Below are 18,319 nucleotides of genomic sequence, written 5' to 3'. Positions count from 1 at the left end.
ATATCCGTTAAGCGTACGCTCTTTCATCAAGGCATTTTTCAAGCTCGACAATGATGTCGTCCTTGTTGTAGCCTTTGCCGATGAACACAACCTGGTTTTCGCGGTCGCCAAATTGAGTGTCCCAGTTTTCTTTGATTTCTGGATTTTCGGCGATGTACGATTGCTTAACGTCTTCGCGCAGAGCATCAATCCAATACGAAACGGGCAAAATCGAGGAATTACGACCTGCCTGTTCGAAAAGCTGCACGTCCTTGCTGGCGTCTGAAAACCAGATGTAGCCCTTGGAACGGATAAGCTGTGACGGGTATCTGTTGTTGACAAATTCCATAAAGCGGGTTCTGTTGAACGGGCGTCTAGCTTCGAAAACAAACGATGTAATTCCGTATTCGTCAACGCAACCATTGTTCTTGCGACCTGGCTGGGTTAATGTTGCGGTAGCCTTCTGGATGGCCGAAGAGGAATCAATTTGATCATAGTTGAACGGCTTTGTCGTCATGATTTTTTCGATGTCGATATCGCCGTTGACGGAATGGATAATCGGGGCGCGAGGCTGGAAATCGCGAACGATAGATTCCACTTCCTTGAGCTGGTCTGCGCTGAGTAAATCGCACTTGTTCAAAATGATGAAATTGCAGAATTCAATCTGGTCTACAATCAGTGTCGAAATTTCTTCATCGCTTAAATCGTATTTTTCGGCGAGCGAATCTCTTTCTTCTTTTTTCTGCTTTAATTCGCTAAGGAATTCACGATAAATTCTGTCGCCATCAACAACAGTGACGATGGAAGTCAAGTAGACATTCGTATTTGAATTGTCTTCTTCGTAAGCAAGGAAACTTGCGCTCACCGCACCCGGATCGCTGATGCCGGAGGCTTCGACAAATACGACTTCAATGGAATCGAGGTTGGAAATTTTTTCAATCTGCTGGATGAATTCATCGCGCAACGTGCAGCAGATGCAACCGTTTTGCAATTCGAACATCGGGCATTCGGTGACGTTCGAACCGTTCTTTTTCAAAATCTCGGCATCGACATTGATGCTTCCCATATCGTTTACGATGAGGGCGACTTTTCTCTTTTCTTGCTTGAGAAGATTGTTCAAAAGCGTGGTTTTACCCGACCCCAAATACCCGGTGATGAGTACCACCGGTTTCTTATTCTTTTTCATAAGAATCCTTTGTTAAAAAATTATGTAATTAAGTTGTTAGCTCGCTAGGCGGCAGTTCTCACAGAGTCCGTAAAAAACAGTGCGGAATGGATCAAGTGCAAAACCGTGTTCTGCCATCAGGTGCGAACTCAGCTGTTCAAGATCGTGACATTCGAGATGGATGAGCGTGCCGCATTTTTCGCACTTCAGGTGAAAATGCGAAACTTCTTTGTGGCATTCTTCGCCCATGTATTGGAAGCAGGCGGCATTTTGTTCGCCAAGGAAATACTTTTGAACAACGCCCATCGCCACAAACTTTTCAATCTGGCGGTAAATAGTTGCAATGCCGATAGAAATGTTCTGCTTCTGGAAATAAGCCGACACATCTTCTGCTGTGAAATGGCGGCCTTGCATCGCTTTGAAACAAGATAGGAGCAGTTCCTGCTGTTTGGTTTTGTATTTAATAATGCCCATGCTTATCTCTAAATTTGATAATCGTTATCAAATTATACTAAAGTAAAAGATATTTGGCAAGGGGAAAGGAATATTTACTGTTCCACTTTAAAAATAAACTTGTTCTTTAAACGGCTTTCGCGGCCTGCGTTTTGCACGCTTTTTCCGAGTACATCTACGCGCGTTGTTTGCGCATTCGGGGTTTTCGAGGCGTCTAGCCGAGAGCCTGTCGCGCGCTTCTTGTGAATGTCGCGGATTCCTGTAGTTCCTTCGCGCAATACAACAGCAATGCTATCAAGAATCGGATTCCCGACGCCTTCGATGTAGTCGTGCGAAACTTCCCAGACCATGATGCCGGCGTAACCATTTTCCTTGACCCAACGCGATTTTACGGCGGAAGAATGCGGGTCTTCGAAGGTCACGTATCCGGTTGAAGATATGCCGTAGGGCTCTACAGCGACGCTGTCATAGAAGTATTTCCAGTCGGTGTTTGTGACGATATCTTTGTATGCGATTTGCTTGGCGGTTCCTTTGGTAAAGTCGGAGCCCGGTCCTGTTGCTCCTTGAAATTGAAACCCGAATGACGGAATTCCGAAGACCATCTTTTCTGTCGGGACGCCGCGCTTTTTCCAATAGTCGCGTGTTTCTTCCCACGACCATGTGGTGTATCCATCGTGCGGGTATAGCGGCGAATCGAACATGGCTTTGTCATCCCAGTCGCCGGTCATGTCGTAGGTCATGAATCCGAACCAGTCCAAGTTTTTCACGAGGACTTCGGCTGTGAACCATTTCCCGTAATAGGGCGAGCAGGGAAGTGCTGCCGAAAGGCTTTTGTCTTTGGGGAGGGCTTCGCGTAGCTCTGTGAGCAATTTGTTGTAGGCGATAGTGTCTGCCTCGGGGACGGGATTGTATTCCCATTCCCAGTCCATGTCGAGCCCGTCGAGATTGTGGTCAGCGACGTATTTGACGAGGTTTGCGACGAATTTTTGACGGAGCGCATCGTTTGATGCAACGGGCACGAAGTTGTCGCTTTGTCCGCCACCGCCGAGCGAGACGATGACTTTTGTACCGGCTGCATGGGCGAGCGTTACCATTTCGTCGAGTGCGCTTGGGTCTTCTGCGGCATCTCCGCGCAATGAACCATCCGTGTTTGGCGTGATGAAACTCCACAGCACGTGTGTTAATTTGTTGTACGGAACTTTATCTACAGTGTAGGCGGGCTTGTGCCATTTCCCCCAATCGGGATAGTAGCCGATAAACAGTGGAGCGGCCCATGCGGAACTAATACCGGCGAGAGTGAAAATAGCGGTTGCAACGAACGTTGCAAAAATATGTGAAATTCTATTCTTCATCTTTAAACTCCTAATTAACGACTCCTAGCCTCTCTTCAATTCGACAACATAATCCGCGGCGTCGACGAAGTCTTGTGCATGTTCAATAGCAATGACGGTGTGGCCGGCATTGCAAAGTCCGTGAATGAGCCCGAGCAACTGCTGGATATCCTTTTGATGGAGACCGCGAGCGGGTTCGTCAAAGAGGAACAATGTGTTCGGGGCTTTGGCTCGCGCGAGTGTAATGGAGAGGCGGAGTCGAGCGCGTTCGCCACCGGAGAGGTGTGCTGTCGTTTGACCGAGTTTCAAGTAGTCAAGGCCTGTGTCTACAAGCGGTTTCAGTTTTTCAGCGAACGGCTTCATGTTCGTGAATAGCTTGTATGCACTACCGATTTCCATGTCCAAGATGTCGGCTATGGAAAGCGACTTGAATCGGATTTCCAAGACTTCATCGCGGAAGCGCTTGCCGAGGCAAACGGGACATTCGGATTCTTCGTAGCCGAGCGGATCGTAGATGACTCCTTCGCCTTTGCAATTTTCGCAGCGACCGCCGGGGGCGTGCATGCTGAATTTGGAGGCGGTGTAGCCACGTACTTTGCTTTCGGGAAGTTTGGCGAACAAGTCGCGTAATAGTGTGGTGAGGCCGATGGCGCTCAAGACGGTGCTGCGTTTGCTCCCGTGAAAATCACCGGTCGTGAGGATGGAAAGTGCGTCGATGCCGAGCTTTTTGAATTCTTCGGCTTTGGCGCGTTTGGCGATGTTTTCAAAAAGGAGCGTCGATTTTCCGCTGCCGCTTTGGCCTGTAATCACGCTGAATTTGTTGATGGGGAAGGCTGCGTTCACCGGTGCCATGTCGAACTTCGCGAAGTTATCAACGAGAATCGCTGTGCTTTCTTTGGTGTTTTGGATTGCCGCCGAGCGGGAATCTCCACTTTCGTCTAATTTCCTAATCCACATTCCCGTGGGCGAGCCTGGGTTTTCAAGCACTTCGTCGCGGTTGCCCTGGAACAAAATCTCGCCGCCTTTTTCGCCTGCGCCCGGCCCCATTTCAATGATGTAATCAGCTCGCTTGATGATTTGCGGATTGTGTTCGATAAGTACGAGCGTGTTGCCGCGCTTGCGGATTTTCTCGAGAACTTTCCAAAGAGCCGTGACATCGCTGGCATGGAGACCGCTGGCGGGTTCGTCAAGCGCTATCAAAAGACCATTCAAATGCCCTGTACTGAGGCTTGCGAGTTTGAGTCTTTGCAATTCGCCGCCAGAAAGCGTTTGCCCCGCGCGTCCTGGCGTGAGGTAACCAATGCCCAAATCGTTAATCGCTTCAATGCGATCGAGAAGCGAATTGAATGTCGCTTTTAAGTTCTGTCCGATTTTGTTATCGAAAATTTTGTGCAGATGTTCTGGCAAATTTGCAAATTCCGTCGTGAGAATTTGCTTGTAACTGATATCATCCACAGTCGCGTTCAAGTATGTTTTCTTGAGGCGGAGCCCGTGACAGTGCGAGCATTCTGCGTTTTCGTCCTCGTCACTTTCTACATTGGATTCAGCGCGACCTTTGCCGCCTCCTTTCTCGTTGATTTTTGCTGGGGCAGCTTCTTGAATGATTCCCGTGCCTTCGCAGTATTCGCAGACGCTGGTGCGGCTGTATGGCGAGAACGCACGCGCATCTAGGCTCGCGATGGTTTCTTGTATGTCGCTTGTTTGGTGCTGTTTGTCGTTTGCATTCGGGCAGCACGGCTTTGTACTATAGAACTTGCGTTCGCCAGCAATGTCAAGCGTAATTGCAGAGTGCGTGAGCTTTAGCGTACCGTCAACGGCTTCTGCGATTCGTGTGCGTGTGTTTTCACGAACGATGATTCTATCAACGATGATGAAAAATTCTTTGGGCGTCAAAACCTTTTCGCCAGGGAGCAAGTCTGCTAGCGAATACATCGTGCCATCGGCCAACGCTCGCGTAAAACCTTGTGCCAAAAATACGGCCGACAGTTTATCCAACGTCGTGCGACTCTTACTCTGCGCTTTCTTTTTGTCATTCCTGTCTGCATTGATGTCACCCCGCACTTGTTGTCTTTGACCACTTAGAGCTTTAGCTCTTATGTGGTCATGATCCGCGTATGGGGACGGGGTCGCCATTTCCGCATTTCCCGTTTCGATTTTCGCCAAGAACTGTAGCTTCGTCCCTATTGGCATTCCCGCAATTTCGCGAATAATCTCTTCGCGGCTCTGGCTCACCATCGGAGCTCCGCAAATGGGGCAGGCGGGCTTTGCAAATGCGGCAAACAATGTTCGCAATGCGTTATCACATTCGGCAATCGAAAGCGCTGATGCTTTTGCGGGGGCTTCTCCACGCGTGGCGGCAATCGCTAAACTTGCCGGGAGTCCTTCGGCGCTGTCCAGCGGAATCGTTCGCTTGCCTCCGAGTAAATCTGCCGCAAAAGGCGAGAGCGTCTCTAGGTAACGTCGCTTGCTTTCTCCATGGAGCGTGTCCATCACGAGCGTCGATTTTCCGCAACCCGATGGTCCGCATACAACCGTAATTTTCCCCAGCGGAAACTGGGCGTTGACATTCTTTAAATTATGGAGTCTGCAACCGCGAATCGAAATGTAATCAAGCATCGTTTAAAAGATAATTAATATGATTGTTCAAAGCAAATTTTAGAGGTTTCTTAGTGCGAAAAGGCTATATTTGTAATAAAGAAAATCATTCTAAAATGTTTATTGAAAGGCGTCTGTCATGAAATTGCTAATCCACTTTTTGTTTTCTCTATTCTTTATCGCTTGCGGCGGCGATTCGTCAACTTCGGCAAATGATTCGGATGACGAACGAATCGGGCTTATAACGGACTCTCGCGATGGTCAGACCTACAAAACTGTAACTATCGGCTCGCAGACATGGATGGCGCAGAACCTGAACTACGAAACGGAAAATAGCTATTGCTATGGCGATGATCCGGCAAATTGTTCCAAGTATGGTCGCTTGTACACTTGGGCTGCTGCGATGGAATCTTGTCCTACGGGTTGGCATTTGCCGACATTGGATGAGTTTCAAGTTTTGATTGATGCCGTTGGCGGAAAAAATATTGCGGGTAAAATGCTAAAGGCCACAAATGGCTGGGTTAAGGATGGCAACGGTACGGATGCATTCTTGTTCTCGGCTTTGCCTGCTGGTTTTGCGATTGGCAGGGGAAAATATGAGCGTGAAGGAGAATTTGCGGAATTCTGGAGCGCTACTAAATATGAACGCACTGACCCAGATTCGTATGATATCTTTTTAAGTCATTTTTCAGATGGTGCTGGTTGGGACTACTCCTCCAGACGCGATGTGTTTTCTGTCCGTTGTTTAAAGGACTAGCTTTAAGATTTCGCAGGAAGCCTCTAGTTTTCAGTGATTGCTAATATCGCCGAAGCTGGCTTCTATGAAGAAAATGTGAAATACTTGTTGTTCCTGTAATCCTACTAAAACGCGATTGTCCCCGCTTGAACGGAGAATGTGCAAATCTTTTACGTCAGGTGTTAGACATTCGACTTTTGCGGTATGTTTAATCTGACCAACAGGCATTTTTTCCATGCCCCATTGATGTCGCCCTGAAGCGCGGATTCCTTGCCAACCTATTGTCGAATATTTTTTGAAACGTCCAAGTAAATCGGTAAAAAATTTTGAGTTGCTGCACTTGTTGTATGATTCTTCAACCAAATATTTGAATGAAAAAAGAACGTCGTTGCTGGATACAGCTGTTCTAGAAACACTTGCGACGCCTTGTATTGGCGGAATAATTTTGAATTTATGTGTCATTTCTTTTAGGCGAGTCTTGTTAAGAAGAATTTCTTCATTGATTCTTGGCTGATAATGTTGCCTTTGCCTGGAGATACTGAATTCCATGGCGGCTCGCTATGTGTCATTTCCACTAGTTTTACGGCTGAATACTGGTTGTAAACATCAAAGACGTTGTTGAACAAAGTTGTTTCTTCTTCGTTTAGTTTGATGTCTATTTGGGTAGGTGGTTCAATTCCCTTTGCATCATATTTTGCATATTTTTCATAGACTTCAGGAACTACAGGACCGAACATCCATGCTTCGATATTTTCGTCAAATAAAGGAGTGTCAAATGCGGCCAAATGGAAACCCTGTTCGTAGTAAAGCATTTTTTGCAGCTTGAGATTGGACATCAATTCTTGATTTCCTTCTGCAGCTTTTGATAAAAGCAATTGAGCTATTTGTAACGCCTTGTATGCCATTTATGTGCCTTTTGCCTCTAAAAATAAGTTTTGCAAAATCAGATGTCAATGATTCGTATTTTTCTTGACATTTTGCAGTTTTTGCGGTTTGTGGTAAATCTACAAACGAAAATCACGAAAAACGGAAAAACACTAAATTTTGCAATCAACCGTTAGCAAGAATGTTGGAAATTTCTTTTTACAAAAATTATATTTACAATTATGAAAAAAACTTTATGGCTTTCTTTTTTATTTGCTCTGTTTTTTATTGCTTGTGGTGACGATTCATTGACGTCAGCAAATAATTCGGATAACGGTAAAATTTTGTATAAATTTAGCAGTAGTTCAGCGTTGTATTTATCAAGCGTTGCTTTGCCAACGTCGTCTGCCGTCAGGACTGTTGATCCTATTGAGGTAACCGTAGATTCCATGACGGACTCTCGTGACGGTCAAATCTACAAAACTGTGAAAATTGGCGAACAGACTTGGATGGCTCAGAACCTGAACTACGAAACTGAAAATAGTTATTGTTACGATGATAAAAACTTTAACTGTGTCAAGTATGGTCGCTTGTATACATGGGCTGCAGCGATGGATAGTGCTGGCATCTGGAGCGCGAATGGCAAAGGCTGCGGTAATGATTTTATATGTTCACCAACATTTCCTGTTCGCGGAGCTTGTCCCGAGGGGTGGCATTTGCCAAGCGATACAGAATGGAAAAAATTATTCACGGCTGTCGGTGGACGTTTGATTGCGGGCAAGGCTCTCAAGTCCTCATCAGGTTGGTCTTCTTATTTCTCTGGTGAACCCTGCAATGGTTCTGATGCTCTGTTTTTCTCGGCGTTAACAGCCGGTTCTTTGGATGGTGATGGGGCTTATATCGGTGAGGGATACGAAACGTTTTTTTGGAGCTCCTCACAGGTTGTTTTCTGTAGTACTACAAAACGCGAGTCCTGTTATAGTAATAGCGCGCGTAACGCTTTCTTATACATCGACGATGGCGTTTACTTGCTCCCCTTTGAAAAAAAAGGAGGCATTTCCATTCGTTGCCTAAAGGACTAAAATAAACGGATCGCTTTGAGCTGACCAGAATGTTCTAGATAAATCGCTATTCGATTTGATATCCCATCTATTCCTCCGCATCAAGATCAGCAAATAGGGCGTCAACAGAATCGAACTTCTTTGCGTTCGGATCGTTGAGCATAGTTTCGCTTTCTTTGATTGCGGCGGTTAATTCATCGGATGGAACTTTTCTGATTTTTTTCTTCAAGTGCAGAATATGTCATAAAAGCCTCCGGAAATATCGACTTCATTAAAATACATTTTTTCTAAAGTGGGCGCGTTTGTGTTGTTATATGTTTTCTCTAAGAAAAAGCTGATAAATAGGCCTTCTTGACAAGGACTTCATCAAGGATGTATCTTTGAAAGGGTACACAGACGAAACGCTTTTGAATGAGGTTGACGGAATGACAGATTTGCTTTATGAGAAACAAGGATCTTACTTGCAAGGAAAAGGTGATGGTATTCTTGAATCTGCTAAAATTCTGTTCAACGCAGGAAAGTTGACGGTCGAAGATGCCGTTGCGCTTCTTCATATTTCTAAAGAAGAAGTGCTTTCCTGGAAACGCTAACTAAATTTCAATTGAAAAAAAATCAAAAAAACGGCCCGCGCAGTTAGCTCCCTGCCGGCTTCTGGGGCCTCAATGGGGATTACGACAACAAGGGCAACAACGCGTACTTCTGGAGTTCTACCGAGGACGAAAGGATTCCGAATAATTTTTCAGAATAAGCCGTCTCCCTTGATTTCGGCGCGTGCCATTTAGACATAAAATTGCCTGTTTACAGTCTAAAAACAGTGATTTTGTCTCTTTGGGAAAAACGTGGTGGCTGTTAACGGGCAAACGGAATATCAATTAATGATTATTTTTTTTGCCCTATTCTGTTACGTTTCGTAAAATTAAATTATAGGTTTCTTACAAAATGCTTATCATGGAGGTTCTATGAAATACCTGAAACATTTGCAACTTTGGAGCCGCGTAGTGGCTGTAGGATCCCTGGCACTCCTTGCTGCTTGCGGTGGCGTCAGCGATTCTAGTAAGGTCACTGAGCCTGCCGATGTGACTAACGGAAATCTTACCGACAGCCGCGATGGTAAAACGTACAAGACCGTGACAATCGGTTCCCAGACCTGGATGGCCGAAAACCTTAACTACGCCGACAGTGCCAATACCCCAAGCCTCAAGGGGAAGAGCTGGTGCTACAATGATTCGGTCGCAAATTGCGAAGCGGCAGGTCGCCTTTACACCTGGGCGGCAGCCATCGACTCGGTGAAACTTGCAAACGATGCCTCGAATCCGTTGGACTGCGGTTTTGGCAAAACCTGCGGTCTTTCTGGCAAGGTGCAGGGGATTTGTCCTAGCGGTTGGCACCTGCCCAGTCCGGCAGAATGGAAAACGTTGTTCGCGGCAGTGGGTGGCCAGGACAATGCGGGCAAGGTTCTTAAGTCCCAGAGTGGTTGGGACGAAAATGGAAACGGTACGGATGCTTACGGCTTTTCTGCACGGCCCGTTGGCTACAGGGAAGGGGATGGCTATTTCTACGATGGTGGCAAATACGCGTACTTTTGGTGTGCTACGGAGTTCACTAGCGGCTATGCCAACAACATGTACCTGCGCTACTACTATGGAGACGGGTATCTGTACGACTTCAGCAAGAACAATGCCTTCCCGGTTCGTTGCCTAAAGGACTAACAACAAGGGACTCTGCAGAAGTTCCGTAGAAAATGGACAGCTTTGGGCTGTCCGAGATTTGCAAAAAAAAGCCCGCGCAGTTCATCTGCCGGGCTTTTCTAATAACTATTAGCTAAGAACCAACGACTATTCCTTAAACGTGAATCTCAGTTCGCCAAACGGGCTGCGGAAATCCTTGTTCTTCAAGTTGTTTTCTTCGATGCCTGCGAACAGTCTGTAACCGCCACCGATAGAAACTTCAAAGAGCTTTGTCACGCGGAAGTTGAATTGTGCCGAAAAGTCAGCTACAAAGAAACCGTCTTCTGCCTTGAATCCGTCTTCGTCACCCTTGTCCATAAAATCGACTTCGCCACCGCCGATGCTCACCGGGAGCGAAATCGAGAAAATGCCATTGCGGAAAACGACTGGTTCTGCAAAAACGCCATAGGCATGGTAGTCAATCATCTGTGAATGATGGACTTTCGGATTCTGTACATTGCTGAGTATAGAGGAATGGTATGCGCCAAAGCTGATGTAGGGATTTAAGGCGATACCAATGCGAAGGTTCATGAAAATTGTACCATCGCGGGCAATCAGCGAGTTGCCTCCGCTAACGCCAACGAGTGCGCTCCAATCGGAAGATTCGGCCTTGCTCGGTTCGTAATCTTTGGAACCCTGGAGTTCGGCGTGGGAACTTACGGCGAGCGAGAGCGCCATGAGGAGAGATGTCAAAAGTTTTGTTTTCATAGTCCGTCCGTGTTACCTTCCCATCTCCAGTTCTTTGCGCTGACCGCGGGCCAGTGGCAAATCGTCCATACGAGACTGTTGCCGCACAAAATGATGGACCAAACGCCAAAGAGCAAGAAGAGGAATAGTGGAATAAAAGCTAGTGATCCATAGAAAATGGACATGCGCGTGACCATTGCGGTCTGGATGAGCATCAAAATCTTCACGTAAATGTTGATGGCAAGCCAAGAAAGCAAAGTCGAGAGCATCGACGCCAAGAACAGCTTACGGCGGGTGTAGGGCTTGTGGCCTGCCGGGCGCGCCGGGAGCGCATAAAGCATAATGAAAATCACGAGGAGAGCCGCGATGTGGAATGCCGAGTACCAGAATACGGTGATGAGCGCCTTGATGACTTCCGGCGAAAAGTGGAATCCGTCAACAATGATGACTTTGAGCACGTTCTGCACATGGTTCACGAAACCTGCGAACATGCCGACTACGGCAGCCCCGATGAGGAGGAATGGTGTGTAAATCTTAATCTGGCGAATCAAAGTTCTGGAAGTCTTGTTTTCCCAGACCACGTTGAAATTCGTTTCGAGGCTTCCGAATGCGAGGATAAACGTGACAAAAAGACCGCCTGCACCGATAAATCCAAGCTTTTTGATGGGAATGTGTTCGGCGTTTTCGACGATGTCCATGATTTGCTCGGTCGGCCAGTCTAGATTGAGCATGTCAATCACGATGGGGAGGTAGTCCGAAATGAAGTTGCCGAACCCGACTGCGAGAGTGATGGAGGTGAGCATGATGAGGAGTGGAACGACTGCCACGAGCGTCGTGTAGGTCAAAGATGCGGCACGGGTCATTCCGTGATAGTACAGGAATGACTTCCCGGTGACAACCATGATTTTTACAAATGTCGGAGAACGGGCTGCGATATGATCGAACAGCCATTCCCACGAAAAATTTTTCCACCAATGCGGCATACTCGTGTTAAATATAGTTAAAGGAACGACTTACGAGAACTTTTGGCGCGTTTCGTTTCGTTTTTTTACGAAAAACTGTACTTTTTGTGGTCGAAATTTCCTAAAAATAGGTTTACTAATGTAGACAAATAATAAATTCCTTTTGTGGACTTTTTCTAGCAGATTATCGTTTGAAAGTTAAAAGTATAATAAAAAATGTGGACTTTTTATTGAAAAGAGATTATATTTGAAAGAAACAAGAGTTTGGTTTTACACCGTTAGGAGCGTTGTATATGGGATCCAATCGTAATTTCAAGTCTATTCTTGTAAGTTCTGCGCTTGCTGCAGGGCTTGCTGTTCCATCTTTTGCTGCGCCTCGTCAAATGGAAAACTTGACGCGCGGCCTTGTCGCGTCAAACGTGGGCAAGGGAATGCTTGTCAGTTGGCGCTTGCTGGGCACCGACGACCCGGCGACGGAATTTGTCCTCTATCGTGATGGAAAGAAGATTGCCTCGGTTGGTAAGTCTGCCGGCACGAGCTACCTTGATGCTACGGGTGCAACGACCTCCAAGTACACGGTGGCTGCCGTTGTCGATGGTAAAGAACAGTCCCAGATTGGTCTGTCTCTCGTTTTGGATAAGACGGTCTCGAACAGCGGAAATTCCTTCCCCTACAAGACGATTAAACTTGAAGTTCCTGCTGCTCAGACGATGCCGAACGGTGAAAAGTGCACTTACGTTCCGAACGATATGAGCACGGCTGACCTCGATGGTGACGGCGAATATGAATTGGTTCTCAAATGGGATCCGTCTAACGCTCACGATAACTCGCAAACGGGTTATACGGGTACCGTGTTTATTGATGCCTACAAGCTGAATGGCAAGCGCCTTTGGCGCATTGACCTCGGCAAGAACATCCGCGCAGGTGCTCATTATACGCAATTCCAGGTCTTTGACTACGACGGTGACGGCAAGGCGGAAATGATTGTGAAGACCGCCGACGGTACAATCGACGGAACAGGCAAGGCGATTGGCGACAAGTCCAAGGATTACCGTGACGGCAACGGCCTTGTGCTCAAGGGACCGGAATACTTGACCGTTTTCCGCGGTGCTGATGGCGCTGCGGTTTCGACGATTGATTTTGTGCCGAGTCGAGACATCAACCAGCATGTGAAGGGCAAGGATGGCAAGGGCTACTGGGGCGACAACTACGGTAACCGTTGCGAACGCTACCTGGCTGCGACTGGCTACTTGGATGGCGTCCATCCGAGTGCAATTTTTGCACGTGGTTATTACACGTCTGCTTATGTGGTTGCGTATGATTTTGATGGCAAAACATTGAAGCAACGCTGGTACCACAAGTCTGAAGACCCGGGCAAGGGTCTCTATGGCGAAGGAAACCACAGTCTTCAGGCGGCTGACCTCGATGGCGATGGTTATGATGAAGTGTTTTTCGGTGCTGCAGCCTTGAATCACGATGGCACCCTGCGTTACCGCACTGGCCTTGGTCATGGCGATGCCCACCATATTGCCGATATGGATCCGGACCGCCCGGGGCTTGAATCCTGGGACGTTCACGAACACAAGGATGCTCAGTATACCGAAGAAATGCGCGGCCATGACGGTAAGGTTATTTGGGGTACTCCGCAGCCTTCTTCCGGTGGAGTGGACAATGGTCGTGGCATGGCGGCGGACGTTGATTCTGAATATCGTGGCTATGAAATGTGGTCTGCAAAGGGTGGTGGAATGAAAACCGCTAAGGGTAAGCTCATTGGAACGCCTGCAGTGTCTCAGAATTTCCGTATTTATTTTGACGGTGATGAATACGATGAGCTTTTGGACGGTGCTTTTGTAACAAAGTTTAACTCCATCGACAAGAAGTCCGAAACTTATTTTGACGGTCCGGCCGCGCTTGGCGCAACGGGCTGCAACGGCACCAAGAATACCCCGAGCCTTGTGGCGGACCTCTTTGGTGACTGGCGTGAAGAGCTTGTGGTGCGTTCCGAAAAGGATCCGACCACGATTTACATCGTTTCTACTCCGGTGGCAAGCCCGCACCGCGTCTATACCTTGATGCACGACGCCACGTACCGTACTGCGGTTGCCTCCGAAAATACGGCATACAACCAGCCGCCGCATGTGGGATTCTTTATGCCGGACATGGTGAAAAGCCTCAAGCAGCCGGATATTTACGTGGTCGGTGAAAATGTCGTAGTGCCGGTCGATACGACTCCGGTCGTGAACGATGGTTTGTCCATGCTTGATGCCTCTAAGCCGAAGGATGGCGTTGGTTGGACAGAATCGACGAATGAAGGATTCCTCAAAAACGGTTACTTCAATTTTGATAACACACTTTCTAGCTATGGTGTTTGGGAAATCTTCTCGAAGACCGAGGCTAAGACGACTTTGACAATCCGTTACGCCAATGGTGGAAATGCTGATCGTAGCATGGCTGTTAGCGTGAATGGCAAGTCAGCAGGTACGGTTAGTTTCCCGGCTACAGGATGGACAACGTATAAAGAGGCCTCTGTAGATGTGAAGCTGAAGGCTGGCGTCAATACGCTCAAGCTTACGTCGATGACGAGCGATGGTGGCCCGAATGTTGATATGTTCACGTTCGGAATTGACGGCGTAGAACTTTACAATGGAACGCAGGTTGTTGACCAGCCGGTATCGATTGCGCCTCAGTCGTTCAGGCCGAATGTTTATAATCCGGTAACGGGAATCCTCCATACAAATGAAGCAGGCCTTGCTGAAATCTATGCCTTTGATGTGACTGGTAAGCTCGTTGGCGGAATCTCCCGCAATGTGACTGCCGGAACGTCTAAGGTTATGTTTGACCGCGAAATGCTCCCGCGTGGTGCTTACATGATGGTTGTGAAATTGAACGGTCGCGTGATTTCGAAGAGCTTGCGTAAGGCCGCAAAATAACTTGTGTGCTTCCGGGAGTTGCTCTCGGAAGCTTTTGGGATTTTTTTAAGAGGTTTTCAAATGGGTATGTTTTCTAAGGTTTGGCAGGGTGCTGTTGTAGCCTCGATGTTGGCGACTCCGCTTGCGATTGCGAAGGTTACAATTTATATGCTTGGCGATTCCACCATGCAGGACTGGGCTGATGGTTATTATCCCAAACAGGGCCAGGGCCAGGATTTTCATTACTGGTTCGATGTAAACAAGGCGGCAGTGGTGAACCGTGGACAGGGCGGCATGTCGCTTGGTGGCGGCGGTAAGGACAAAAAGGGTAACACCGCGGTCGGCTATTACGACATGTTCTTTAAGAAGGGCTGCTCCAATGGTGGTTGCATTGCGGACAAGTTGCAGGCTGGCGACTATGTCGTTGTCCAGTTCGGTATTAACGACGTGAACTACAGCACGGAAGACTTCTTTGCCTCCAACATGAAAAAGCTTGTGAGCGATGTCAGGGCGAAAGGCGCTTATCCGATTATCATGAGCCCGATTCGTCGCTTGTACTATGATTCTCCAACGCAGATCCATAACAGCTATCGTGGCTACCCGGCTCTTAACCAGAGCCTTGCAACGGAATTGAACGTTCCGTTTATCGATATGAGCGAAATGGTCGCGAACTACATGATTTCAGTGGGCGAACGCTATTCGGCACAGTTTATCTTCAACTATGCTACAAAATCTGAATATAGCAACTTGGGCAGTGACCAGACGGACCAGGTGCATTTACAGATGAACGGTGCGAATGCCTTTGGACGTATCATTACAGAACAGATGCGCGCCCACAAGGATCCGATTGTGAAAAAACTTGGCGACTACATGGCGCCTATGTACCAGGTAGATGTCAAGGTGAGTCCGGAAGGCGCTGCCGAAGCGACTTCTCTTAGCGCTTACTACCCGAAGGGCATGACGGTTATGCTCAAGACCATTCCGAAGTCCGGCAAAAAGTTCTTGGGCTGGTATGACGGTAACGGCAACAAGGTCGGCGCCCCGAGCCGCTCCAATGTAAAGTCTCCGTACATCCACACGTTTGTCATGGGTTCTGCATCGACGCAGTTCACTGCAGTGTATGAAGGCGGTACCGCTCAGAAGTACACGGGCGATGGCAAGGCTTTGACCGCATTCCCGACAACGACTCCGAAGAGCCTTGACGATGTGACGTTTGAACCGTTCACGCCGATTGATGGCAGTGAAGAAACAGAAACCAAGGTGGATAAGGATATCAAGAAATTCTTTGACGCAAGTAAGCCGGATACTGCAGGAATTGGCTGGACCCAAACGGAATGGACTGGCTATATTGGCGATGGCTATTTCAACTTGGATAACACGAACGTGTCGTTTGCAAGTTACAAGGTGAAGTTCCCCGGTGCAGGCTACGTGACGCTTGCTGTGCGTTACGCCAATGGCGGTTCTACAGACCGTATGTTCAATGCCTACCTTGACCACGACTACTATTTGAGCGCCCCTCCGACAGGTGGCTGGGACAAGTGGGATACCGCTTACGTTGTGATGGATGCGCCGCAGGGCGAAGCCGAACTCAAGTTTATGTCGGTGACTTCTGATGGTGCTCCGAACCTTGATGCGTTTGGCTTTAACCTAGATGGTGTCTGCCGTGTTGGTGTGGATTGCAAGGATGCTAAGGATTCAATTCCGACATCGCTGCAAGGTATCAAGATGGCGGCTAGAGCAAAGCTCCTTGGCGATAAGCTTTTGCTTCCGGAACGTGCTGACATAAGCGTGTTCGATATGAGCGGAAGTCTTGTCGTGCGTAAGGCTGTTTTGGCGGGCGAGGTGGATATGTCTTCTCTCGTGCGTACAAACGGAGTTTACCGCGTTGTCGTTCGCCAGGGTCGTGAAAAGCTTGTTGCGACTTGGGCAAAGGTGAAATAAGTACAAATTGTCATCCTGAGCGAAGAGGCGTAGCCTCGAAGTCGAAGGATCCAGAGGTTGTATATGAAGTTTTCTTTAAAAATGATTCTTGCTGCCGCTGTTTTCACGGGTGTCGCTGTAAGCGATTCCACCAGTTTTTCGATTTACGTGGTGGGCGATTCGACCGTACAGACGTATAAGGATAACGTCTATCCGCAAACGGGCTGGGGCCAGGTGCTTGGGCATTTCTTTGACGCCTCCCGTGTGAAAGTCCTTAACTATGCAATCGGTGGCCGTAGCTCTAGAACGTTTATCGAAGAAGGCCGCTTGGACGAGGTCAAGGGAAAGCTCCAAAAGGGCGACTACCTCTTTGTGCAATTTGGCCATAATGACCGCGACTATTCAAAGGCCGCGCGTTATGTGGAGCCGTCGAAGTTCTCTGGATTCATCCAACAGTATGTCGATGCTGGCAAGGGCAAGGGCGCCAATGTCGTCCTCGTCTCTCCGATGAACTTGAACGGTAGCCGCAACGTGTTCTCGACGGGCTCTAACAACTACGATGCCCGCGGCATGATGCAGACGGTTGCCAAGAACAACAAGATTCCGTTTGTCGATTTGAACATGAAGTCGTACAATACGTATAACAATACGTACAAAGGTATGGGCGATTATGTGACCCGCTATCTCTACAAAAAGCTGGAAAAGGGTGAATACCCGAATTTCCCTGATGGTGTGAACGATGGTACGACGCACTTCCAGGAAATGGGCTCGATGGGCCACGCCCAGATGATTTGCGAAGAGCTTGCAGATAATCTCAAGTCCAACACGAACCTCTCTGCCGATGCAAAGGCAGCGCTTACGACGCTTGTGTCTGCAATTAAGAAGCGTTATACCATCAAGGTCAAGACGAACCTCTCGAATTACAACGGCCTCATTACGCAGACGCAGTATTTCCCGGCGGGTTCCCCGATGACGCTTCGTGTGACGCCGAACGGCCAAACGTTTGAAAAGTGGGTCGATGATGACTGCAACGAGCTCTCGAAGGACATGATTTATTATGGCTTCAAGACGAAGGCCCGTGACATCACATACACGGCGATGTTCAAGGGCGGTGCCGCTTGCACGCCGATTTCTCATGCTTCGGAAGATTCTTACGAAGAAGGTCCTGGTGGCGGTTCGAGCAGTTCAAGCGGTGAAGTGGAAGTCAAGGAACTTGACGAAGCTCTGTGCTCGCTCAAGGCTGGTACGGATGCTTGGCCGTCAGTGATTGACATGGCGGAACCTGAATTTGGAGATGGCTGGACTGAAAAGAATCATGAAGGCTATACTGGCGGCGGTTTCTTCAATCTTGATAATTCTGCCTACAGCAAGGCCACGTACATGGTGACTTCGGACCAGTCTGCAGAAAAGGCCCGTGTGATGATCCGCTATTCGTTTTCGGGAAGCGCTAATCGCGATATGAAGGTTACGGTAGATAATGGCACCTACGATGTGACATTCAAGTCCACCGGAAGCTGGGACAAGTGGGATACGGTCTATATCGACAACGTCTGGGTGGATGCCTTGGACTTCAAAGTGATTTTACAGTCGGCGACGGCGGATGGCGGCCCGAATATCGACATGATTGCGTTTGATATGAAGGATGTTTATCGTACCGGTTGCAAGGCCTCTCGCGAAAATCAGCAGGGACAGGGACCTGTGTCGATTGTTCCGAAAAAGCTTGCGACAAAGCCGCGAGCCAAAGGCATCACGGTCAATGCGCTTGGCCAAAAAGTGCAAAATGTTCGCAATCAGTCGGATTTGCGAAACCTCCCTAAAGGCAACTACTTCCGCTATTAAAAACGAAAATTCCATTTTTAGTTGTATATTACGTGAATATCTTCAAAATAAGCTTGATATTCACGTAAAATTTTGATGTTGTATGTAGTTA

Annotated in this window: 16 protein-coding genes; 7 read left to right on the top strand and 9 right to left on the bottom strand. The window is 48.0% G+C overall.

Features of this window, described 5'->3' with window-relative positions; translation table 11 throughout:
* Positions 1 to 7 precede the first annotated feature (7 nt).
* The 4 genes from B9Y77_RS05185 to B9Y77_RS05170 form a co-directional block, all read right to left on the bottom strand.
* Positions 8 to 1,165, bottom strand: a complete 1,158-nt coding sequence (locus B9Y77_RS05185; protein ID WP_085490730.1) for a CobW family GTP-binding protein — start codon at positions 1,163 to 1,165, stop codon at positions 8 to 10.
* 36 nt (positions 1,166 to 1,201) lie between these two features.
* Positions 1,202 to 1,618: a Fur family transcriptional regulator gene (locus B9Y77_RS05180; RefSeq protein ID WP_085490729.1), complete on the bottom strand. Its 417-nt coding sequence runs from the start codon at positions 1,616 to 1,618 to the stop codon at positions 1,202 to 1,204.
* A gap of 74 nt (positions 1,619 to 1,692) precedes the next feature.
* The gene (locus B9Y77_RS05175; protein WP_085490728.1) at positions 1,693 to 2,949 is read right to left on the bottom strand and encodes a glycoside hydrolase family 18 protein; all 1,257 of its coding nucleotides are present in this window, start codon (positions 2,947 to 2,949) and stop codon (positions 1,693 to 1,695) included.
* A 24-nt stretch (positions 2,950 to 2,973) separates the two neighbouring features.
* Positions 2,974 to 5,544: an excinuclease ABC subunit UvrA gene (locus tag B9Y77_RS05170; protein WP_085490727.1), complete on the bottom strand. Its 2,571-nt coding sequence runs from the start codon at positions 5,542 to 5,544 to the stop codon at positions 2,974 to 2,976.
* Positions 5,545 to 5,662: 118 nt separating this feature from the next.
* On the opposite strand from B9Y77_RS05170, the gene B9Y77_RS05165 reads away from it, so the two are divergent.
* Entirely contained in the window at positions 5,663 to 6,280 is a 618-nt protein-coding gene (locus tag B9Y77_RS05165) for a fibrobacter succinogenes major paralogous domain-containing protein (protein WP_085490726.1), read from the top strand.
* Between the two features lie 30 nt (positions 6,281 to 6,310).
* On the opposite strand, the gene B9Y77_RS05160 is transcribed toward B9Y77_RS05165, so the two are convergent.
* Together B9Y77_RS05160 and B9Y77_RS05155 are read right to left on the bottom strand one after the other, a co-directional pair.
* Complete coding sequence (locus B9Y77_RS05160; RefSeq protein WP_139260761.1) at positions 6,311 to 6,808, bottom strand: hypothetical protein; 498 nt, start codon at positions 6,806 to 6,808, stop codon at positions 6,311 to 6,313.
* On the bottom strand, positions 6,727 to 7,164 hold the full coding sequence (locus tag B9Y77_RS05155; RefSeq protein WP_073423057.1) for a Panacea domain-containing protein: 438 nt from the start codon (positions 7,162 to 7,164) through the stop codon (positions 6,727 to 6,729). Before B9Y77_RS05155 ends, B9Y77_RS05160 begins: the two co-directional genes overlap by 82 nt.
* A 201-nt stretch (positions 7,165 to 7,365) precedes the next feature.
* Between B9Y77_RS05155 and B9Y77_RS05150 the strand changes: the two genes are divergently transcribed.
* Positions 7,366 to 8,205, top strand: a complete 840-nt coding sequence (locus B9Y77_RS05150) for a fibrobacter succinogenes major paralogous domain-containing protein (RefSeq protein ID WP_085490725.1) — start codon at positions 7,366 to 7,368, stop codon at positions 8,203 to 8,205.
* A 67-nt stretch (positions 8,206 to 8,272) separates the two neighbouring features.
* Here B9Y77_RS05150 and B9Y77_RS15905 read toward each other — a convergent pair whose 3' ends face one another.
* Positions 8,273 to 8,413, bottom strand: a complete 141-nt coding sequence (locus B9Y77_RS15905; protein ID WP_170861477.1) for a hypothetical protein — start codon at positions 8,411 to 8,413, stop codon at positions 8,273 to 8,275.
* Positions 8,414 to 8,564: 151 nt separating this feature from the next.
* Here B9Y77_RS15905 and B9Y77_RS05145 point away from each other — a divergent pair, with 151 nt between their 5' ends.
* Together B9Y77_RS05145 and B9Y77_RS05140 are read left to right on the top strand one after the other, a co-directional pair.
* On the top strand, positions 8,565 to 8,774 hold the full coding sequence (locus B9Y77_RS05145; protein WP_244536412.1) for a hypothetical protein: 210 nt from the start codon (positions 8,565 to 8,567) through the stop codon (positions 8,772 to 8,774).
* Positions 8,775 to 9,143: 369 nt separating this feature from the next.
* On the top strand, positions 9,144 to 9,893 hold the full coding sequence (locus B9Y77_RS05140) for a fibrobacter succinogenes major paralogous domain-containing protein (RefSeq protein WP_085490724.1): 750 nt from the start codon (positions 9,144 to 9,146) through the stop codon (positions 9,891 to 9,893).
* 126 nt (positions 9,894 to 10,019) lie between these two features.
* Here B9Y77_RS05140 and B9Y77_RS05135 read toward each other — a convergent pair whose 3' ends face one another.
* Together B9Y77_RS05135 and B9Y77_RS05130 are read right to left on the bottom strand one after the other, a co-directional pair.
* The gene (locus B9Y77_RS05135; RefSeq protein ID WP_073423051.1) at positions 10,020 to 10,619 is read right to left on the bottom strand and encodes a hypothetical protein; all 600 of its coding nucleotides are present in this window, start codon (positions 10,617 to 10,619) and stop codon (positions 10,020 to 10,022) included.
* Positions 10,616 to 11,581: a YihY/virulence factor BrkB family protein gene (locus B9Y77_RS05130; protein ID WP_014547088.1), complete on the bottom strand. Its 966-nt coding sequence runs from the start codon at positions 11,579 to 11,581 to the stop codon at positions 10,616 to 10,618. Before B9Y77_RS05130 ends, B9Y77_RS05135 begins: the two co-directional genes overlap by 4 nt.
* A 272-nt stretch (positions 11,582 to 11,853) precedes the next feature.
* On the opposite strand from B9Y77_RS05130, the gene B9Y77_RS05125 reads away from it, so the two are divergent.
* From B9Y77_RS05125 to B9Y77_RS05115, 3 genes are all read left to right on the top strand, one after another.
* Entirely contained in the window at positions 11,854 to 14,490 is a 2,637-nt protein-coding gene (locus B9Y77_RS05125) for a rhamnogalacturonan lyase family protein (RefSeq protein ID WP_085490723.1), read from the top strand.
* Positions 14,491 to 14,550: 60 nt separating this feature from the next.
* Entirely contained in the window at positions 14,551 to 16,410 is a 1,860-nt protein-coding gene (locus B9Y77_RS05120) for a GDSL-type esterase/lipase family protein (protein ID WP_085490722.1), read from the top strand.
* A 63-nt stretch (positions 16,411 to 16,473) separates the two neighbouring features.
* Complete coding sequence (locus B9Y77_RS05115) at positions 16,474 to 18,228, top strand: GDSL-type esterase/lipase family protein (RefSeq protein WP_085490721.1); 1,755 nt, start codon at positions 16,474 to 16,476, stop codon at positions 18,226 to 18,228.
* Positions 18,229 to 18,319 lie beyond the last annotated feature (91 nt).

It is taken from the genome of Fibrobacter sp. UWB13, from assembly GCF_900177805.1.
Classification (GTDB): Bacteria; Fibrobacterota; Fibrobacteria; order Fibrobacterales; family Fibrobacteraceae; genus Fibrobacter.
The sequence above is the reverse complement of the archived record's forward strand: the minus strand, read 5'-3'. Positions and strand labels throughout refer to the sequence as shown.

Coding starts and splice junctions, on each gene's coding strand:
- B9Y77_RS05150 (WP_085490725.1), top strand. CDS start 7,366: ATGAAAAAAACTTTATGGCTTTCTTTTTTATTTGCTCTGTTTTTTATT.
- B9Y77_RS05170 (WP_085490727.1), bottom strand. CDS start 5,544: ATGCTTGATTACATTTCGATTCGCGGTTGCAGACTCCATAATTTAAAG.
- B9Y77_RS05135 (WP_073423051.1), bottom strand. CDS start 10,619: ATGAAAACAAAACTTTTGACATCTCTCCTCATGGCGCTCTCGCTCGCC.
- B9Y77_RS05125 (WP_085490723.1), top strand. CDS start 11,854: ATGGGATCCAATCGTAATTTCAAGTCTATTCTTGTAAGTTCTGCGCTT.
- B9Y77_RS05185 (WP_085490730.1), bottom strand. CDS start 1,165: ATGAAAAAGAATAAGAAACCGGTGGTACTCATCACCGGGTATTTGGGG.
- B9Y77_RS05165 (WP_085490726.1), top strand. CDS start 5,663: ATGAAATTGCTAATCCACTTTTTGTTTTCTCTATTCTTTATCGCTTGC.
- B9Y77_RS05160 (WP_139260761.1), bottom strand. CDS start 6,808: ATGGAATTCAGTATCTCCAGGCAAAGGCAACATTATCAGCCAAGAATC.
- B9Y77_RS05120 (WP_085490722.1), top strand. CDS start 14,551: ATGGGTATGTTTTCTAAGGTTTGGCAGGGTGCTGTTGTAGCCTCGATG.
- B9Y77_RS05155 (WP_073423057.1), bottom strand. CDS start 7,164: ATGGCATACAAGGCGTTACAAATAGCTCAATTGCTTTTATCAAAAGCT.
- B9Y77_RS05140 (WP_085490724.1), top strand. CDS start 9,144: ATGAAATACCTGAAACATTTGCAACTTTGGAGCCGCGTAGTGGCTGTA.
- B9Y77_RS05175 (WP_085490728.1), bottom strand. CDS start 2,949: ATGAAGAATAGAATTTCACATATTTTTGCAACGTTCGTTGCAACCGCT.
- B9Y77_RS05180 (WP_085490729.1), bottom strand. CDS start 1,618: ATGGGCATTATTAAATACAAAACCAAACAGCAGGAACTGCTCCTATCT.
- B9Y77_RS05130 (WP_014547088.1), bottom strand. CDS start 11,581: ATGCCGCATTGGTGGAAAAATTTTTCGTGGGAATGGCTGTTCGATCAT.
- B9Y77_RS05115 (WP_085490721.1), top strand. CDS start 16,474: ATGAAGTTTTCTTTAAAAATGATTCTTGCTGCCGCTGTTTTCACGGGT.